We start from the raw sequence: 15,524 nt of genomic DNA on the forward strand, positions 1-15,524 counted from the left end.
CGCCCCGGTCAGGCGGCGAACCGCTCCCCGGGCCGCGCCTCGCCGGCGCCCTCGAGCCCGGTGACGAACTCCCTGAGCCAGGCCACGAATTCGGGCCCCAGGTCGGGCCGGTCGCACGCCAGTCGGACCACCGTGCGCAGATAGTCGGCCTTGTCGCCGGTGTCGTACCGCAGCCCGTCGAAGACGACCCCGTGGACCGTGCCTCCCGCGGCGAGTTCCTGGAGGGCGTCGGTGAGTTGGATCTCGCCGCCGCGACCCGGCGCGGTGCGCTCCAGTGTGTCGAAGACGCCGGGGTCGAGGACGTAGCGGCCGATGACGGCGAGATTGCTGGGCGCGTCCTCGTGTGCCGGCTTCTCGACCAGACCCGTGACGCGTACGACGCCGTCCTCGCCGGTCGGCTCGACGGCCGCGCAGCCGTAGAGGTGCACCTGCTCCGGCGGGACCTCCATGAGGGCGACGACGCTGCCCTCGTACCGGTCGCGGACGTCGAGCATCCGGCTGAGCAGGGTCTCGCGCGGGTCGATCAGGTCGTCGCCGAGGAGGACGGCGAACGGCTCGTCGCCGACGTGCTTCTGGGCGCAGAGCACCGCGTGTCCGAGGCCGAGTGGTTCGCCCTGGCGGATGTGGTGGATGTTGGCCAGGCGTGCCGGGTCGCGCACGGCGTCGAGGCGCACGGTGTCGCCCTTGGCCGCGAGGACCTGTTCCAGTTCGAGGGCGTTGTCGAAGTGGTCCTCGATGGCCCGCTTGTGGCGGCCGGTGACCATCAGGACGTCGTCGAGTCCGGCCGCGGCGGCTTCCTCGACGACGTACTGGATGGCGGGCTTGTCGACGACCGGGAGCATCTCCTTCGGCGTGGCCTTCGTCGCGGGCAGGAACCGAGTGCCGAGCCCGGCGGCCGGGACGACCGCCTTGCGGATCGTGCGGGGGGTGTCAGAGGTGGGGGTGGGGTGGGGGGAGACCATGCGGCCCATGCTGGCGGACGCGGATGAGAACACCCCGAGAAAATCTTGGGAGGTCGCTGTGGAACCGGTTCCGGAAAGCGGCTGACCGGCTGTGCCGACTCCCGTCGGTCCAACGAAAGTTGGAGATTTCGTGTGCCAATCGGCTTTGGCTGCACACAACTTGACGGTCGCGCTCCGGCACTTTTTCGAATGCGGGTGCGGATACCCTTGGTAACAGTTCTGAATTTCTCTCGTTTTGAACATCGGTCACTCGAACTCCTTGTTCCCTGTGAGTCGTTTGTGCGAAGGTGAGCCTCCCCGCGAGAAGGTAAAGGTCAGCGTCCTTTTCTGTGGTCTGCACCAATCACGCACCTGCTTTTCCGACGGGCGGGCATTCGCTTTGCCGTCCAGCGGCTTGGAAGGAAATGGTTCAGTGCAATCTCCTAACCCCCCACGGCCCCCTTACCCGCCCCGCCCCGGAACGAGCCCGGGGGAGTCCGACCGCAATCTCGTCGCCCAGTTGAACGGACCCGACGGCGGTGGCCGTGCCGTCGCGCTGCTGCTCGCCCGGCACTGGCGGGCGACCTATGACTACGCTGTCATCTGTCTGGCCTCCGCGGAGAGTTCCGCGTCGATGGTGGCCACCGCCGCGTTCCATCGGGTGCTCGTGCGGCCGACCGGCGGTGCCCTGCGCCCCCGTCTCCTCGCGGCCGTACGGGACACGGTCAAGGAGTGGGCCGCCGAGGAGACCATTTCCGCTGTACTGCCCGAACTCCGCAAACCGACCGGCGGTCGCGGGCTGCTTGCGGCGCGCTCCGTGACGCCGGAAAGGCGACGGCTCGCAGAACGCGCTTTCCGGGGTCTTCCGGGGGCTTCGCAATGTCTGCTCTGGCACACCGAGGTCGAGGCCGAACCCATATCCGTACCAGCTGGTCTGTTGGGGGTGGATTCGGGCACCGCGACAGCTGCTCTGGAGCAGGTTCGCGAGCAATTCCGGGCGGGCTGTGTGCGTGCCCACCGGGAACTCGCGCCCTCTGCCGAATGCCGCTTCTACAACCGTCTCCTCGACGTTCCGATTCGCCGCGGCGGGGCTCTGCTGCCCGATGTCCAACGTCATCTGATGGAGTGTCGGTACTGCCGTCACGCCGCCGAGCAGCTCAGTCATTTCGAGGGCGGCCTGGAAGTGCTGCTCGCCGAAACGGTGCTCGGCTGGGGCGCGGTCCGCTATCTCGACTCACGGCCGGGCCGCGGCGGCCCCCGGAATGCGCCCGCCGCGCACGTGCTCGGCCGTCCGAGAAGCGGCGGACGCCACCGGCCCGTGCCCGCCGGCGCCTTCGCCCCGGCCAGACGGCACACCAAGGCCGTCGTCGTAGGAGTCGGCCTGATCTCCCTCGCACTGCTGGCCACCGTCCTCACCGCCAAGGGCTGGTCCGATGACAACGGTGTCCCGAGCGCGCAGGCCACCTGGGGCGTGCCCAGCGGCAGTTCCAGTCGGCCGAGCGCGGCGTCCGAGCCGTCGTCCGCCTCCGCGCAGCGGCCGTCGGAGGTCGGACGCGGCAGGTTCCGCAACCCGGCCGCCGACGCCTGCCTCGATGTGAGCGACGGCCGGGTCGAGTCCGGTACGGCAGCCGTACTGGCGGCCTGTTCGTCCGCGGGGTCGCAGCAGTGGTCGTACGAGAACGACGGCCTGTTGCGCAGCCTCGCCGATCCGGCCCTCTGCCTCGGCTCCGACGCCGACCGGGGATCGGTCGCCCTGGCCGGGTGTGTGGTGCACGCGGGGCAGGTGCAGTACGACCTCACCGTGCACGGCGAACTCCTGCTCCGCTGGCGTGAGGGACAGGCCGTCGCGCCCAGCGCGGGGGACGACGTGGTCGTCACCGACCGGGACGGATCCCGGGACCAGAGGTGGGTGCTCGAACCGGGGGACGAGGAGCCGGGCGAGTCCGGCTCCGCCGATCCGGACGTACGCAAGGCTCCGGACCAGCCCTCGCAGCAGGACCCCGACGGTCCGACCCAGCAGTACCAGACGCGATCGGTTCAGGCCGCGGCCGAACCCGAGGCGCCGAAGGCGCCGGCCGACGAGGTCCACGTCGTGGACGCAGTGGCGGCAACCGCCGCGTCCGCTGTCACAACTCTTGAAGCCGCACTCCAGTGATCACGGGGTCGCTCCGCCCGGGGTGACCCCGTCTTCGGGTCTTGCTCAGTCCATTGACACGAGTCACCCGCGGGCATAGTTTTCCCGCCGCGCCCGGGGTGCCTAACGGAGTGTCAAGTCGGTTCTGTCGCATAGTGCGTTCAGAGGGCGAACGCAGCCAAGGGCGCCCGGCGCATCCGCGGTGCACATCGGCGTGCCCGCACACCGAAGGAGTGACGGCCCATGACCGACACTGTCTCCCGGCGATCCACCCTGCGTCTGCTGGGCGCCGCGATCGCCGTCGCCGCGGCGGCCACCGGCGGACTCACCCCGCCATCCCGCGCCCATGCGCAGGGCAGGCCGGACGCGGGGCCCGGTCCACGCGTCGCGGCACTCGTCGCCAAGCTCACCCTCGACGAGAAGATCTCCCTGCTGCACGGTGCCACCGACCCCGCCACACTCGGCCAGGCAGGCTATGTCCCCGGAGTGAAACGCCTCGGCATCCCACCGCTGCGTCTCGCCGACGGCCCGGCCGGAGTCCGCGTCACCAAGCACGCCACCGCCCTGCCCGCCCCCGTCCTGCTGGCCTCCGCCTTCGACCCCGCCCTGGCCCGCCGCTACGGCCAGGTCATCGGTCGCGAGGGCCGCGCCCTCGGCCAGGACGTCCTGCTGTCCCCGATGGTCAACCTCATCCGCACCCCCTACGCGGGCCGCAACTTCGAGACCTTCAGCGAGGACCCGCTGCTCTCCTCCGACCTGGTCGCCGCCGAGATCGAGGGCATCCAGGGCGAGGGGCTCATCGCGACCGTCAAGCACTACGCGATGAACAACCAGGAGAAGGACCGCACGACCGTCGACGTGCGGATCGACGAGCAGACCATGCACGAGACCGAGCTGCGTGCCTTCGAAGCGGCCGTGCGGGCCGGCACCGGCGCGGTGATGGGCGCCTACAACAAGGTCAACGGCACCTACGCCTGCGAGAGCAAGGCCCTCCTCACCGACATCCTGCGCACCCGGTGGGGCTTCGACGGTTGGGTGATGACGGACTGGCGTGCCGCGCACAGCACCGTCGACGCGCTCACCGCGGGCCTCGACATGGAGATGCCCGACGGCGTCTATTTCGGCGCGGCTCTCAAGACCGCCGCCCAGAACCGCAGCGTCCTGGAGCAGCACATCGACCGGGCGGTGGGGCGCGTCCTCGCGGTGCTGGACCGCTTCGGCCTGCTCGACGGCAGCGCCCCGCCGCGCCCGGTCCGGGACGCCGAGGCGGGCGCGGCCGTCGCGCTGGAGGTCGCCAAGGCGGGCGCGACCCTGCTGCGCAACGAGCACGGCACCCTCCCCCTGACCGCCGGGAACATCGCGGTGATCGGCCCGACCGGCGACCTGCCCTTCGTCAGCGGCGGCGGCAGCGCCCATGTCGTCCCCGACCGTGCCGACAGCCCCCTCGACGCGATCAGGGTGCGCGCGGGACGGGCCGCGAAGGTGACGTCCGCGCTCGGCGAGGACCTCTACGGCAAACCGCTCCCGGCATCCGCGGTCTCCCCCGACTTCACGAGCGAGGGCCAAGGGGTCGGCGCCGGGAAGACATGGACGTACGACGGGAAGCTGACCCTCTCCGAGGCCGACGAATGGACCTTCGTCATCCACTACTCGGGCGCGGCCGCCGCCCTCCGCCCGAAGATCCTGGTCGACGGCAAGGAACTGTTCCCGGTCAAGCCCGGCTACGGGGAGTGGTTCAGCGGAGGCCTCATCTACGCCGCGCCCGACGGTCTGAACGTACGCCGCACGACCGTGCAACTCGCCAAGGGCACCCACACGCTGAAGATCACCGCGAAGGGCGGGGACACCGGCCAGCTGTTCCGGCTGCGGCACACCACGGGCGCGAGCCGCGCCAAGGACGTCGCCGAGGCGGTACGGGCCGCGCGCGCCGCCCGCCATGTCGTCCTGTTCGCCTACGAGGACGCAACCGAAGGCCAGGACCGCACCTCCATCGCGCTCCCCGGCCATCAGGAGGAGCTCATCGAGGCGGTGACCGCTGCGAACCCGCGCACCACCGTCGTCCTCAACACCTCGTCCGCCACATCGATGCCGTGGCTGGCGCGCACCGGCGCCGTGCTCCAGATGTACTACCCCGGCCAGGAGGGCGCCGCCGCCACCGCCGCCGTCCTGTTCGGCGACTGCGACCCCGGCGGCCGGCTCACCCAGTCCTTCCCCGTCGACGACGACGGTCACCCGGTCGCCGGGGACGCCGCCCGCTACCCCGGTGTCGGCGGCCGCGAGGAGTACTCGGAGGGCATCCACCTCGGCTACCGCTGGTACGACGCCGAGGGTGTGCCGCCGCTGTTCCCCTTCGGGCACGGGCTGTCGTACACCTCCTTCTCCTACGAGGACCTCTCCGTGCGAGCCGCCGGCAGCGGGCTCGACGTCGCCTTCACCGTCCGCAACACGGGCCGGCGCGCGGGTGTCGCCGTGCCGCAGGTGTACGTCGGGAAGTCCCCCGACCTCCAACTCGACCAGGTCGTACGGGTGTTGGGCGGATACCGGCGGCTCTCCCTGCGCGCCGGCGAGCAGCGGCACGTCACCGTGCACGTCGCCGCGCGCACTCTCTCCTCGTGGGACCCGACTCTCCACGGCTGGGTGCTCGGCACGGGGCCGCGCACGGTCTGGGTCGGGGCGTCGTCGCGGGATCTGCGGCTGCGGGGGCGCGGGGACGTGCGCGGGTAGGTTCAGGACCGTACGGCTGCGGCGGCGCTCTCGGTCGCCGCGGCACCTGCCAGCAGGCGCAGCGCCGCCTCGGACGGTGTGCCGGGCTCCGCGGTGTAGGCGATCAGACGCTGACCGGAACTGCCCGGGATCACCAGGTTCTCGAAGCTGAGGTCCATCGAGCCGACCAGCGGATGGTGCAGGTGCTTCACGCCCGAGGTGCAGGTGCGCACCGGATGCCGGGCCCACAGGGAGGCGAACTCACCGGAGTTCATGGTGAGATGGCCGATCAACCCGGCCAGGGCGCGATCGTCCGGGTGCCGTCCGGCGACCAGGCGCAGGGACGCGACGCCGAGCTGGGCCTCCTCCTCCCCGTTCGTGAACAGCCCGCGGTACTGCTCGTCCAGGAAGAGCATCCGGGTCAGGTTGGGTCGGGTGGCCGGACTGTCCGGGCTGTCGGGCGCCAGGTGTCCGGCGAGCAGTGCGTGGCCCGGACGGTTCCAGGCGAGGACGTCGTTGCGCCGGTCCAGGACCAGGGCGGGTACGTCCGTCATGGCCGCGAGCAACTGCCGTGCCGAGCGCCCGGCTTGCTGCGTCCGTGGGGTGGCGGGGCGGCGTGCGGACGTGGGCCGGGCGAGATCCCTGAGGTGGGCGGTCTCGTCCTCGGTGAGACGCAGGGTGCGCGCGATGGCGTGCAGCACCGAGTCGGAGGCGCTCAGGGCGCGGCCCTGTTCGAGCCGGGTGTAGTGGGTGATGCTGACGCCCGCCAGCGTGGCCAGCTCCTCGCGGCGCAGTCCCGGCACGCGTCGACGGGACGGCTGCGGGGTGATGCCGACGTCCTCGGGGCGCAGTGCGCCACGGCGGGACCTGAGAAAGTCCCCCAGCTCGGACGGGGCGTCCATCGATGCCTCCCGGATGGTGGGCCGCTTCCTTCCCATGATGCCCACGGTTCCCGGCGTCCGGGGGCCATGAGGGTGGTCATGTGATGACTACCCTCGCGCTTGCTGCTCGGCAGAGGGTTCTGGCTGGGCCGCCGAACGCCGACGAGCCTCTTTCTCACAAGCCTCACAACGCCCAGTGAGAGAAAGGGACTCGACACGATGTCCGTCACCGTGGCTCCGGCCGCCGTACTCACCCCCCGGCTGAAGCTGGTGCTGGTGCTGCTGCTCGCGGCCCAGTTCATGCTCGCCGTGGACTTCTCCATCCTGAACGTCGCGCTGCCGGTGATCGGTGCGGGGCTGGGCTTCTCGCTGGCACACCTCCAGTGGATCGCCACCGCCTTCGCCCTGTGCGCGGCCGGCTTCACGCTGCTCTTCGGCCGAGTCGCCGACCTGTTCGGCCGACGGCGGCTGTTCCTCGGCGGTCTTGTGGTGCTCGGCGCCGCCTCGCTGGTGGGCGGACTGGCGCAGACCCCGGAGGTCCTGATCGCGGCGCGCGTCTGCCAGGGCCTGGCCACGGCCGCGGTGACCCCCGCCGGGCTCTCGCTGCTGACGACCTCGTTCCCGGAAGGGCCGCTGCGCGAGAAGGCGCTCGGCCTCAACGGGGCGCTGATGTCAGCCGGCTTCACCACCGGAGCCGTCCTCGGCGGTCTGCTCACAGACCTGCTGTCGTGGCGCTGGGCGTTCTTCATCAACGTGCCCGTGGCCCTGGCCGTCCTGGTCATCGCCCCCACGGTCATCCAGGAGTCCCGGCCCGAGAAGCGCCCGAAGCTGGACGTGCCCGGTGCCGTCAGCGTGACGCTCGGTCTGCTGGCCGTCGTCTTCGGCTTCACCCAGGCCGGTGAGCACGGCTGGGGCTCGGCGCAGGCGCTGCTGTCGCTGGCGGCCGGGGCGATCCTGCTGCTGGTGTTCTACGCCGTCGAGGCCAGGGTGCCCGCGCCGCTGGTGCCGCTCGGTGTGCTCGGCAAGAGGTCGGTGGCCTGGGGCAATGTCGCCGGTCTGATCGCGTTCCTCACCGAGACCTCCCTCGTGTTCCTGATGACCCTCTACCTCCAGGAAGTGCTGGGCTTCTCCCCGCTGGCGGCCGGCCTGTCCTTCGGCGTGCTCGGCATCGGCACGGTCGTGGGCGGCTCCATCGCCCCGAGGGTCATCGGGAGGACGGGCAGCAGATCGACGCTGATCGTGGGCGGCATCCTTCAGACGGTGTTCACGGCCGCGCTGCTCGGACTAGGCGACGACCGGACCTGGATGTGGCTGCTGTTGGTCGCCACCTTCGCCGGCGGCGTCGGCAACATGCTCGTGATCGTCGGTTTCATGGTCACCGCCACCTCCGGTCTCGCCGACCACGAACAGGGCCTGGCCACCGGCCTCGCCACCATGACCCAGCAGGTCGGCATCACCATGGGCACGCCCATCATGAGCGCCATCACCACCGCGGCCATGACCGGGACCGGCGCCGCGGCGATCCTCGGCGGCCTGAAGGTCGCCGTCGCCGTGAACGCGGCCATCGCGCTCCTCGGTGTTCTGACCAGCGCCGTGTTTCTGCGCGGCACCCGGACGAGCGCGCGGTGACGCCCCTGCTGCCTGTGGGGCGCCGTGGTGTCGGAGTGACCCGGTAGGCTTCCCGGCGTGCGCCCGGAGCCGGGCGCACGCCGGGAAGACACGCAGGACGCAAATCGGGAGGAACCGGCGTTGCACGTCCAGGAATGGCTCGAGACGGTACCCGCGGTCGCCATCTACGCACTGGTGGGCGTGGTCATCGGCCTGGAGAGCCTGGGCATCCCGCTGCCGGGCGAGATCATCCTGGTCTCCTCCGCGCTGCTCGCCTCCCAGCACGGCGACATCGACCCCGTCATCCTCGGCGCATGCGCCAGCGCCGGCGCCATCATCGGCGACTCCATCGGCTACGCCATCGGCCGCAAGGGCGGTCGACCTCTGCTGGCCTGGCTCGGCAAGAAGTTCCCCAAGCACTTCAGCGAGGGCCACATCGCCACCGCCGAGCGCTCCTTCGAGAAGTGGGGCATGTGGGCCGTCTTCTTCGGCCGCTTCGTCGCCCTCCTCCGCATCTTCGCCGGCCCCCTCGCCGGCGTACTGCGCATGCCGTACTGGAAGTTCCTGATCGCCAACGTCCTCGGCGGCATCGTCTGGGCGGGCGGCACGACGGCGGTCATCTACTACGTAGGCGTAGTCGCCGAGTCCTGGCTGAAGCGCTTCTCATGGCTGGGCCTGGTCCTGGCGGTACTCATCGGCCTTACCTCGATGCTGATCCTCAAGCGCAAGGCGAACAAGGCGCAGACAGCACACCAGGAGCCGGAACCGGTCCCCGCCGGTGACTGAAGCGCCCCTTTAGGGGCGCGGGGAACTGCGCGACAAGCCACAACGAGCCCGCAGACCGCGTTCGACCTCAGCCCCCGTGCTCTTCCCGATGCACCTTCCCCAGCTCCGCATACATGGTGCCGTTGAGGGTGATGCCCTCGCGCTCTTCGTCCGTCAGCTCGCGCCTGACCTTCGCGGGCACACCCGCAACCAGCGACCCCGGCGGCACCCGCATCCCCTGCGGCACCAGAGCTTGTGCGGCAACCAGCGAACCGGCGCCGATCACCGCCCCGTTGAGAACCGTCGCCCCCATCCCGATCAAACAGTCGTCCTCGACCGTCGCCCCGTGCACCACGGCGTTGTGCCCAATGGACACCCGTTCCCCGACGGACACCGGAAACCCCGGATCCGCATGCAGCGTGCAGTTGTCCTGCACATTGCTGCTCGCACCCACAGCGATGCTCTCGACGTCCCCCCGCAACACAGCCCCGTACCAAGCACTCGCCCCCGCCGCCAGGGTCACATCCCCGATCACCGATGCCGTGGGCGCCACAAACGCCCCAGGATCCACTTTCGGCTTCCTGCCACCAACACCCGCGATCAACGCCCGCTGTTCCATCCCGGCCTCCACGTCGTAGACATCCGCACGGTATCGCCATCCGGTGGGGCGAAGATCACAGGCCCTCCACGCCTAAAGGGAGCCGCACGCTGAGTACGGTGAGCCCGTGCCGAAGCGCAAGAACACGTTCTCATCCTGGCGGCGTCGACTGGCGCAGCGTGCCGTCCACGCGGGCTGGGCCTGGGTGCAGCGCACGGGTTCGGTGACGGCCGACAACCCCGGCCGATTCCACTTCGGCGCGATCGGCGAAGCCACCCGGCTGGCCTTCCCGCTCGGCACGGTCTTCGGCGAGCCCTGGATCCACCTGGGCGCCCACTGCATCGTCGGCGAACAGGTCACGCTGACCGCGGGCCTGATGCCCGACCTGGACCTCGGCCCGGAGCCGATCCTGCGCATGGGCGACGGCGTCGTCCTGGGCCGCGGCAGCCATGTCATCGCCGACACGACGGTCACCATCGGCAGTGACTGCTACTTCGGGCCGTACGTCTATGTCACGTCCACGAACCACTCGTACGACGATCCGCACCAGCCCATCGGCAAGCAGTGGCCCCGGATGGAGCCGGTGGAGATCGGCTCGGGCTGCTGGATCGGCACCGGCGCGGTGATTCTGCCCGGCGCGCGGATCGGGCGGAATGTCGTGGTGGCGGCAGGGGCCGTCGTACGAGGGGTGGTGCCCGACCACGCCGTGGTGGCGGGCGCGCCCGCCCGGGTCGTACGACGCTGGACTCCCGGCGAGGGCTGGCAGCCGCCGCTGAGGACCCCGGCGCCGGTGCCGATACCGGACGGGATCACCCCCGACCAGCTGCTCGCGCTCGCCGACCTGGACGAGGCGACGGCGGCCCGGCTCGCCGAACTCGACGCCGAGGCCTGAGCGGCCCCGGTGAGGTGCAGGCACGCCCGCGCCGCGCGGCACGCACTCTCGCCGCACCGGCCTTCGGCCGGGGGGACCCCCAGAGCACGCACCGGCCAAGACATCAGCCGCTGCCGCGGCGGGCGCGGGAACGCCCCGCATCTCACCGGTGCCGTTCAGCCCGTCGCCAGCAGTAGTGTGCCGATCAGAGCGAGGCCCGCGCCGGTCGCCTGGATCGCGCGCAGCCGTTCGCTGAGGAAGCCACGGGCGGCGAGTGCGGTCACCACCGGGTAGAGCGAGGCGAGTACCGCGGCCACCGTGACCGGGCCGTGCTGGGCGGCGACCGAGTACGTGCCGTTCGCCGCGACGTCCGCCAGGCCGACGAAGGCCAGCGCGGGCAGCGAGTCCCATGGGAAGCCGCCCTCCGGCAGGGCGTTCGCGCCCCGCTTGACGGAGGCGTACAGCGCGAGGCCGCCCGCCGCCACGTTGGTCACGCGCTGCACGAACAGTGCGAGGAACAGGCCCGTGACGGTCGTCGACGCCTCCGCGATCAGCGCGAACACCGTGCCGAAGCCCGCCGCCGCGACCAGTGTGAGCAGGATGGCCTGCCGCTGCACCGGCGCGCCCCGCAGCTGCGGTCCGCCGGCGAGGGCGACACCGAGGACGGCAACCGCGATCCCCGCGACCTGCATCAGGCCGGGCCGCTCACCGAGGAAGAGCCCCACACCGACCGGGACGGCGACGCCAAGGGTGCCGAGCGGGGAGACGACGCCCATCGGGCCGAGTGCGAGCGCCTTGTAGAAGCAGAGGAGGGCGACGGTCCCGGCCAGTCCGGCCGCGACCGCGAACCACAGCCGCGGACCCGCCTCGCTCCAGGCGCCCGTGGCCACCACGATCACGCCGAGCACGGCCGTCGCGATCGTCTGCGAGACGACGACCACCGTGAGCGCCGGGGTGCGTCGGGTCAGCAGCCCGCCGCCGAAGTCGGCCAGCCCCCACAGCAGGCTGGTGGCCAGGGCGAAGAGTGCTGTCACGGGTAGCCTCGCAGTACAGTTCGGTGAACACATCAGGTGCTTCGGTTGCACCCCACCGTAGTTCAATGAAGTGAACGATGTCATGCAGAATATTGGCCTAGATGTTGGACGGAACGTGTCGGACCTCGACCTGCTGACCCAGTCCCTGGCGCGCAACGTCAAGCACTGGCGCTCGGTGCGCGGCTACACCCTGGACGTGCTCGCCGCCCGGTCCGGCGTCAGCCGCGGCATGCTCATCCAGATCGAGCAGGCCCGCACCAACCCCAGCCTCGGCACGGTCGTCAAGATCGGCGACGCCCTCGGGATCAGCATCACCACCCTGCTCGACTACGAACAGGGCCCGAAGGTCCGCATCGTCCCCGCCGAGCAGGCCGTGCGCCTGTGGCACACCGACGCCGGCAGCTACAACCTCCTCCTCGCCGGCACGGAGGCCCCCGGCCCGCTGGAGATGTGGGAGTGGCATCTGATGCCGGGCGAGAGCAGTCCCTCGGATCCGCACCCCACCGGCACGGTCGAGCTGCTGCACGTCACGGAAGGCGAGCTGACGCTCACGGTCGACGGCGTCGAGTACCGCGTCCCGGCCGGCTCCAGCGCCTCCTTCGAGGCCAACACCCCCCACACGTACGGCAATACGAGCGACGCCCCGATGCGCATGGTCATGGCCGTCTCCGTCCCGCCCGTGCACTGAGGCGGCCCTGTTACCGTGCGGTCATGGACGCACCCATCGGACACTTCGACACCGCCGCCCCGGCCCCCGACGCCCTCGACGAGCTGACCCGCCCGGTCGCCGACGCCGTGCGCCACTGGAGCGGCAGCGTCCCCGCCGACCAGATCGTCTACGTCGACACCGATCCAGAGTGGGCAGACACCGCCGTTTTCGTGGAGCACTACGGCCGGGAGCTGCTGGAGCAGTCCGCGAACTGCGTGGTGGTGGCGGGCAAGCGCGGTGGCGAGAGCACGCTCGCCGCATGCGTGGTCCTGTCCACCGCCCGGGTCGACGTCAACGGTGTCGTCCGCCGCCAACTCGGCGCGCGCAAGGCCTCGTTCGCTTCGATGGACACCGCCACCGGTGAGACCGGCATGGAGTACGGCGGCATCACCCCGATCGGACTGCCCGCCGACTGGCCGGTGTTGGTGGACTCGGCCGTCGTCGACCTGCCGTACGTCCTGGTCGGCAGCGGCCGTCGGCGCGGCAAGCTGCTGGTACCGGGGAAAGTGTTCGCGGAGCTGCCGGGGGCCGTGGTCCTGGAGGGGCTGGGCGTTCCCGTGTGACGGTCAGGTGTGGTGGGCCAGCGCCAGATGAGGATCGGCCTCGCCCGGGACCGGCGCCGGGTCGGCGTGGACCAGGGCCGCGGTGAGACGCGGAACCGCGTGCAGCAGGGCGTGTTCGGCGTCGACGGCGATGCCGTGAGCCTGGCGTACGGTGGCCTCGCCGTCCACGACGACCGCCACCTCGGCGCGCAGCCGGTGCCCGATCCAGCGCAGCCGCAGCTCACCCACTTCACACACGCCCGGCACGTCCCGCAGCGCCCGCTCGGCCCGGTCCACCAGGGCCGGGTCGACGGCGTCCATCACCCTCCGGAACACCTCGCGTGCCGCGTCGCGCAGCACCAGCGTGATCGCGGCCGTGATCGCCAGCCCCACGATCGGGTCGGCGAGTTGCCAGCCCAGCGCCGCCCCACCGGCGCCCAACAGGACGGCCAGTGACGTGAATCCGTCCGTACGGGCGTGCAGTCCGTCCGCGACCAGTGCGGCCGAGCCGATCTCCCGTCCGACCCTGATCCGGTAGCGGGCCACCCATTCGTTGCCCGCGAAGCCGACGAGGGCGGCCACGGCGACCGCCGGAATGTGCTCGACGGGCCGCGGGTCGATCAACCGCCCGATCGCCGTCCAGCCCGCGAAGGCCGCGGACGCGGCGATCGTCAGCACGATCGCGATGCCCGCCAGGTCCTCGGCGCGTCCATAGCCGTAGGTGAAGCGCCGAGTGGCCGCGCGCCGGCCCAGCACGAAGGCGATCCCCAGCGGTACGGCGGTCAGCGCGTCCGCGGTGTTGTGCACCGTGTCGCCGAGCAGCGCGACCGAACCGGACATGGCCACCACGACCGCCTGCGCCAGCGCCGTCGTCCCCAGCACCGCCAGCGAGACCCACAGCGCCCGCATACCGCGTGCGGAGGACTCCAGGGCGGAGTCGAGCTTGTCGGCGGTCTCGTGGGAGTGGGGGGTGAGGAGGTGACTCAGGCGGTGGCGGAGGGAGTGCTTGTGGGGAGGGCGCGCGTGGTGGTGTCCGTGCCCGTGTCCATGGTCGTGCCCGTCGCTCACGTGGGTCCTCTTCCGGTGCGTGCTGGTGGACATGTTCCCGCCCACGACGCCATTATGTGCGTATGAGCGCACGCATGCACCTGTCATCTGCGCACCATGCGCACCCGCGCACCCCCGGCGAGGAACAGTTCGCACTCGCCGCCGAGGTGCTGGCGCTGCTCGGCGACCGCACCCGCCTCACGCTGCTGCACGCCCTGGCTACAGGGGAGGCCGACGTCACAACGCTGACGGAGGTGTGCGGGGCGGCGCGGCCGGCGGTGAGTCAGCATCTGGCCCGGCTGCGGCTCGCGGGGTTGGTGAACACGCGGAAGGACGGGCGCCGGGTGATCTACTCACTGCGGGACGGGCACCTGCGCCGGCTCGTGGACGAGGCGCTGAACGTGGCCGACCACCGGCTCAGCGACCGGCCCGTGCACGACTGAGGTCGGGAGCCGTCAGCCGCCGGTGTTCAGGCCCAGGTACCCCTCGGCGAACGCGGCAGCCGCGACGGGTGACTCGAAGAGGCGGAGCAGGCGGGCGCGGGTGGTGCCCGCGCGGTACGGGTTGCCCGACGAGGTGCCGTGGTAGACCTCGGAGAGCCACTCCGAGAACTCCTGGTAGTCCCAGGCCCGGTTCACACAGGCCGCCGAATAGCCGTCCAGCCCGCTGCCGTCGCCCTTGGTGAGATGGGCGACGAGCGCGTCGCCGAGCAGGAAGGCGTCGTGCAGGGCGAGATTCATGCCCTTGGCGGCGATCGGCGCGGTGAGGTGGGCCGCGTCGCCCGCCAGGAACAGCCGCCCGAACACCATCGGTTCGACTACGTAGTTGTGCATGTCGAGGACGCGCTTCTCGATCAGCCGCCCCTCGGTGAGCGGCGGGGCGCCGGACGCGCCGAGCCGTGCCTGGAGCTCGGACCAGACCCTGTCGTGCGACCAGTTCTCCGGGTCGTCGCCGGGCGGGCACTCCAGGTAGTAGCGGGTGACCTCGGGGCTGCGTGGCATGTGTCCGGCGAAGCCGTTGGGGTGCATGCCGAACAGGACACAGTCGGCGGACTGCGGCGCCTCGGCGAGGAGCGCCAGCCACCCGATGCCGTAGTCGTGGCGCGCGATCCGGGCTCTGTCCGGCGGCAGCACGGTCCGGGTCACGCCGCGCGCTCCGTCGCAGCCCGCTACGAAGTCGCAGTGCAGGACCTGCCGTTGACCGGATTCGGGGCAGAGGTACGACACCGACGGCCGGTCCGAGTCGAGGTCGTGCAGCGCGACGTCCCGCACGCCGAAGCGGATGGCGCCGCCCCGCACGTCCGCGTACTCGCGCACCAGGTCCGTCACGAGCAACGGCTGTGGATAGACGAAGTGGTGCTGCCCCGTCAGCTCGCCGTACGAGAACCGGAATCGCTCGCCGGCGAAGCGGAACTCGCACTCGGTGTGCAGCTGGGCCCGCTCCAGCAGGTTCGCGGCGAGGCCGCGCCGTTCGAGGCCGCGTACGGCCCACTCCTCGATGACTCCGGCCCGCGGCCGCCGCTCGATGAACTCCCGTGTCTCGGTCTCCAGGACCACACAGTCGACGGAGGCGGCCCGCAGGATGTTGCCGATGGTCAGCCCGGCGGGCCCCGCGCCCACGATGACGACCGGAAAGCGCTGCGGGGCGGGGGAGTTGGCGTGGGGGGTGGCGAAGGTCACCCGTGCATTATG

Annotated in this window: 14 protein-coding genes; 8 read left to right on the plus strand and 6 right to left on the minus strand. The window is 71.2% G+C overall.

Annotated elements, in window-relative coordinates:
* Positions 1-8: 8 nt before the first annotated feature.
* Positions 9-962, minus strand: coding sequence for a UTP--glucose-1-phosphate uridylyltransferase GalU (gene galU, locus KCH87_RS11930; RefSeq protein ID WP_210585979.1), 954 nt, complete (start codon positions 960-962; stop codon positions 9-11).
* Between the two features lie 412 nt (positions 963-1,374).
* On the opposite strand from galU, the gene KCH87_RS11935 reads away from it, so the two are divergent.
* On the plus strand, positions 1,375-3,096 hold the full coding sequence (locus KCH87_RS11935) for an RICIN domain-containing protein (RefSeq protein ID WP_210585980.1): 1,722 nt from the start codon (positions 1,375-1,377) through the stop codon (positions 3,094-3,096).
* A 222-nt stretch (positions 3,097-3,318) separates the two neighbouring features.
* Positions 3,319-5,799, plus strand: a complete 2,481-nt coding sequence (locus tag KCH87_RS11940) for a beta-glucosidase (RefSeq protein WP_210585981.1) — start codon at positions 3,319-3,321, stop codon at positions 5,797-5,799.
* Positions 5,800-5,801: 2 nt separating this feature from the next.
* On the opposite strand, the gene KCH87_RS11945 is transcribed toward KCH87_RS11940, so the two are convergent.
* Positions 5,802-6,680, minus strand: a complete 879-nt coding sequence (locus KCH87_RS11945; RefSeq protein WP_210586304.1) for a helix-turn-helix transcriptional regulator — start codon at positions 6,678-6,680, stop codon at positions 5,802-5,804.
* A gap of 198 nt (positions 6,681-6,878) precedes the next feature.
* On the opposite strand from KCH87_RS11945, the gene KCH87_RS11950 reads away from it, so the two are divergent.
* On the plus strand, positions 6,879-8,288 hold the full coding sequence (locus KCH87_RS11950; RefSeq protein WP_210585982.1) for an MFS transporter: 1,410 nt from the start codon (positions 6,879-6,881) through the stop codon (positions 8,286-8,288).
* Between the two features lie 120 nt (positions 8,289-8,408).
* Positions 8,409-9,053: a DedA family protein gene (locus KCH87_RS11955; protein WP_210585983.1), complete on the plus strand. Its 645-nt coding sequence runs from the start codon at positions 8,409-8,411 to the stop codon at positions 9,051-9,053.
* A 67-nt stretch (positions 9,054-9,120) separates the two neighbouring features.
* Here the strand turns inward: KCH87_RS11955 and KCH87_RS11960 are convergent, their stop codons facing one another.
* Entirely contained in the window at positions 9,121-9,651 is a 531-nt protein-coding gene (locus KCH87_RS11960; RefSeq protein ID WP_210585984.1) for a gamma carbonic anhydrase family protein, read from the minus strand.
* Between the two features lie 106 nt (positions 9,652-9,757).
* Between KCH87_RS11960 and KCH87_RS11965 the strand changes: the two genes are divergently transcribed.
* Positions 9,758-10,522: an acyltransferase gene (locus KCH87_RS11965; protein ID WP_210585985.1), complete on the plus strand. Its 765-nt coding sequence runs from the start codon at positions 9,758-9,760 to the stop codon at positions 10,520-10,522.
* Positions 10,523-10,677: 155 nt separating this feature from the next.
* Here the strand turns inward: KCH87_RS11965 and KCH87_RS11970 are convergent, their stop codons facing one another.
* A complete protein-coding gene (locus tag KCH87_RS11970) occupies positions 10,678-11,535 on the minus strand; it encodes an EamA family transporter (RefSeq protein ID WP_210585986.1) in 858 nt (285 codons plus the stop codon).
* A 115-nt stretch (positions 11,536-11,650) separates the two neighbouring features.
* On the opposite strand from KCH87_RS11970, the gene KCH87_RS11975 reads away from it, so the two are divergent.
* Positions 11,651-12,223, plus strand: coding sequence for a helix-turn-helix domain-containing protein (locus KCH87_RS11975; protein WP_210585987.1), 573 nt, complete (start codon positions 11,651-11,653; stop codon positions 12,221-12,223).
* Between the two features lie 23 nt (positions 12,224-12,246).
* A complete protein-coding gene (locus tag KCH87_RS11980) occupies positions 12,247-12,807 on the plus strand; it encodes a YbaK/EbsC family protein (RefSeq protein WP_210585988.1) in 561 nt (186 codons plus the stop codon).
* A 3-nt stretch (positions 12,808-12,810) separates the two neighbouring features.
* Here KCH87_RS11980 and KCH87_RS11985 read toward each other — a convergent pair whose 3' ends face one another.
* Positions 12,811-13,854 (minus strand): cation diffusion facilitator family transporter, encoded by a 1,044-nt coding sequence (locus tag KCH87_RS11985; RefSeq protein ID WP_210585989.1) that lies wholly within the window; start codon positions 13,852-13,854, stop codon positions 12,811-12,813.
* A gap of 62 nt (positions 13,855-13,916) precedes the next feature.
* Here KCH87_RS11985 and KCH87_RS11990 point away from each other — a divergent pair, with 62 nt between their 5' ends.
* Entirely contained in the window at positions 13,917-14,276 is a 360-nt protein-coding gene (locus tag KCH87_RS11990; RefSeq protein ID WP_210585990.1) for a metalloregulator ArsR/SmtB family transcription factor, read from the plus strand.
* Positions 14,277-14,288: 12 nt separating this feature from the next.
* On the opposite strand, the gene KCH87_RS11995 is transcribed toward KCH87_RS11990, so the two are convergent.
* The gene (locus tag KCH87_RS11995) at positions 14,289-15,512 is read right to left on the minus strand and encodes a 4-hydroxybenzoate 3-monooxygenase (protein WP_210585991.1); all 1,224 of its coding nucleotides are present in this window, start codon (positions 15,510-15,512) and stop codon (positions 14,289-14,291) included.
* Positions 15,513-15,524: the final 12 nt, after the last annotated feature.

The sequence above is a fragment of the Streptomyces sp. GESEQ-35 genome (assembly GCF_017948485.1).
Classification (GTDB): Bacteria; Actinomycetota; Actinomycetes; order Streptomycetales; family Streptomycetaceae; genus Streptomyces.